Origin of the sequence: Acinetobacter sp. WU_MDCI_Abxd143, assembly GCF_025514195.1 — a bacterium.
Taxonomy (GTDB): domain Bacteria; phylum Pseudomonadota; class Gammaproteobacteria; order Pseudomonadales; family Moraxellaceae; genus Acinetobacter; species Acinetobacter pittii_H.
In genome coordinates this window covers 1-2,986 of sequence record NZ_JAHPTH010000030.1, presented here as the reverse complement: position 1 = coordinate 2,986, position 2,986 = coordinate 1, and the positions used below count along the sequence as shown (strand labels likewise).

Below are 2,986 nucleotides of genomic sequence, written 5' to 3'. Positions count from 1 at the left end.
TTCCGGGACATCGGTCGTCCACGTAAAGAGGGAGATCCAACTCCAGAGCCATTTGAACGACCTGAAAATATTGAACAGATCGAAGGCACGGACAAGGGTGTATTTGCATACACTAAAAATACGTGAGTAGAGAATATGAGTATTAATGTATTTCATACCATTGAAGGTAGTGGCAAACCAGTAGTTCTAATTTCTGGTTTGGGCGGCCGTGCTTCATTTTGGGATGAAGTAAAAAAAGAGTTATTAGGGCGTTACCAAATCATTACTCTTGATCATCCGGGTGTTGGTCAAAGCCCAATTATTGGTGATCCTAATATTTCTGGAATTGCAGAAGCAGTGATAGAGATTTTAGATCATTACAAAATTCCTTCGGCTCATATTTTAGGACATTCTACCGGAAGCTTGGTTACTCAGTGCCTAGCTCTGGATTATGCAGATCGAGTAAAGAGTATAGTTTTAAGTAGTGGTTGGGCAAAACCAGACCAACGATTTATTGATTTCTTTACTTATCGAAAAGAAACCTTAGCTGTAATGGGGGAACATGCCTATAACGAGCTAACTCGTTATATCGCATATCCATCGGAATACTACGAATATCACTTTAAAAAGGAAAGTGGTGTGGTATCAACTGATTCCCCTAATAAAGAAATGATTTTAAAGCGTATTGATATGTTGTTGTCTTATTCAAGATTAGAGGAACTCAATTCAATACAACATTCAGCTTTAGTCATTGGCGCGAATGATGATTATGTCATTCCATTTTTACATTCAAAGCAACTTTTTCAAGCAATTAGCAATGCTCAATTAGTTGAGCTAAGTGGTGGTCACTTCACACCAAAGGTTAAACCTGCTGCTTATGCTGAGATTGTAAATAAGTTCTGGGAGTCTATGTAATGAGTATGAGTCACATAAAACGTGTTGGTGTTATTGGCTTTGGCGCAATGGGTAAATATGTTGTCCATTCACTACAAACACATTCAGAAAATCTTGAATTATGTTTACTGCTGAATTCCACTCCTGACAATGATGTATTGACTGAATTTAATCCAATAAACATTGAAACTAATGTTCAAGATTTAATTCAGTGGCAACCCGACCTTGTTATTGAATGTGCAGGGCATTCAGCAGTTATTCATCACGTTCCATCACTCTTACAAGCAGGAATTGATGTTGTAATCGCATCAATTGGTGTTCTAGCAGATACGGTGATTAATGACCAATTACAGTCCGCTGCTAAGCAAGGCGATGCTAGATTAATTTTGGTTTCTGGTGCCGTAGGCGGTCTGGATGCATTACGTTCTGCTAAATCTGCGGGATTAAATACGGTTGAATATCGCGGTAGAAAACCTCCAAAAGCTTGGAAAGGGTCACCAGCAGAGCAAGAGTTTGATCTAGATCAGATTAAAGAACCAACTTGTATTTTTAAGGGTACTGCTGCTGAAGCGGCAATTAAGTTCCCTAAAAATGCCAATGTGACAGCAGCGGTCGCATTATCAGGTTTGGGATTTGATGATACATCGGTTGAGCTCATTGCAGATCCGACTATCGAAAAGAATATTCATGAGGTTTCAGCAATAGGATCTTTTGGGAACTTAGATATCAGTTTGAGCAATAACCCATTACCTGAAAATCCACGCACCTCATGGTTAGCAGCATTAAGTATTGAAGAAGCAGTTACTAAACAACTGCATAGTTTGACATTCTAGGAAATAATATGAGACTTGAAGGCAAAATTGCACTTATTACAGGTGCAGGCGCAGGGATTGGCGAAGCAACAGCTTTACTTTTTGCAAAAGAAGGTGCAAAAGTTATTGTCGCTGATAGAGACTTTGAAAATGCAAAAAAAGTTGCTGATCAAATTGGTGAAAATGCTTTTGCTGTAGCAGCAGATGTAGCCAAAAGTTCTGATGTTGAAGCTATGGTTAAAGCTGGAGCAGAGCATTTTGGTGGCTTGGATATTTTAGTTAATAATGCAGGGTTTGGTACTTTAGGTACAGTTGTTACACTTGAAGAAGATCTTTGGGATAGCGTCATAGATGTTAACTTGAAAGGTGTATTCCTCTGTTCAAAATTCGCAATTCCTGAATTAATTCGACGCGGTGGTGGATCTATTGTGAATCTAGCTTCTACTATTTCAGTAGTTGGTATTCCAGATCGTGCTGCATATGTAGCAGCGAAAGGTGGTGTGGCGGCATTAACCCGTGCTATGGCATTGGATCATGCAAATGAAGGTATTCGAGTGAATAGCGTTGCTCCTGGTGTTATCAATTCAAGCTACTACGATAAAATGTTTAAAGAAGTTGAAGATCCTGTTGCATTTAAAAAAGGCTTAGAAGCACGTTCTCCTTTAAATAAAATGGGTGAACCGATTGATATTGCTAATATGATTCTATTTTTAGCATCAGATGAATCTACATTCTCAACAGGTGCTATGTTTACTATTGATGGTGGATATACTGCTCGATAGTTTAAGTGATAAAAAATGGAGCATTATGCTCCTTTTTTTATCATTAAATATTTTAAATATTTTTCCTCTTTAAATAAAATTGATATTGTTTTTAATATTAATCATAAAATTTAAATCATTTTAATAGATTATTATAAGTTATTTTAAATTTTAATAAAAAATTGTTTATTTATTGACTTGGTATAACTATTGCTAATATTATGTAAACGTTTACATAGGAGCGTATACATGAAAGTATTAAGTAAATTGTCATTATTACCAATGGCATTAATAGGGATATCTCAAGCAAATGCATTTGATTTTAATGGTTATATAAGATCAGGCGTTGGTTTTAGTGAAAAAGGGGATACACAAAGTTGTTTTTTTCTGGACGGTGCAAAAAGCAAATACCGTTTGGGTAACGAGTGTGAACAGTATGTAGAGTTAACTGGCACTCAGGAATTATATAAATTTAAAGATAATTCTACAGTGGCCCTAAAGGGTACATTGGCGTTATTACAAGATTTTGGTGATGATAAA

At 36.6% G+C, this 2,986-nt stretch carries 4 protein-coding genes; all 4 read left to right on the top strand.

Annotation, left to right across the window (positions count from 1 at the left end):
* Positions 1–135: 135 nt before the first annotated feature.
* Entirely contained in the window at positions 136–894 is a 759-nt protein-coding gene (locus KTI79_RS19025; protein ID WP_086375765.1) for an alpha/beta fold hydrolase, read from the top strand.
* Positions 894–1,706: an aspartate dehydrogenase gene (locus KTI79_RS19020; RefSeq protein ID WP_199937276.1), complete on the top strand. Its 813-nt coding sequence runs from the start codon at positions 894–896 to the stop codon at positions 1,704–1,706. Before KTI79_RS19025 ends, KTI79_RS19020 begins: the two co-directional genes overlap by 1 nt.
* A gap of 8 nt (positions 1,707–1,714) precedes the next feature.
* Positions 1,715–2,467, top strand: coding sequence for an SDR family oxidoreductase (locus KTI79_RS19015; RefSeq protein ID WP_024432730.1), 753 nt, complete (start codon positions 1,715–1,717; stop codon positions 2,465–2,467).
* Between the two features lie 228 nt (positions 2,468–2,695).
* A partial coding sequence (locus KTI79_RS19010; protein WP_262468841.1) for a carbohydrate porin occupies positions 2,696–2,986 on the top strand: 291 nt, incomplete at its 3' end.

Excerpts from the sequence above, each read along its gene's own strand:
- KTI79_RS19025 (WP_086375765.1), top strand. The coding sequence starts at position 136 with ATGAGTATTAATGTATTTCATACCATTGAAGGTAGTGGCAAACCAGTA.
- KTI79_RS19020 (WP_199937276.1), top strand. The coding sequence starts at position 894 with ATGAGTATGAGTCACATAAAACGTGTTGGTGTTATTGGCTTTGGCGCA.
- KTI79_RS19015 (WP_024432730.1), top strand. The coding sequence starts at position 1,715 with ATGAGACTTGAAGGCAAAATTGCACTTATTACAGGTGCAGGCGCAGGG.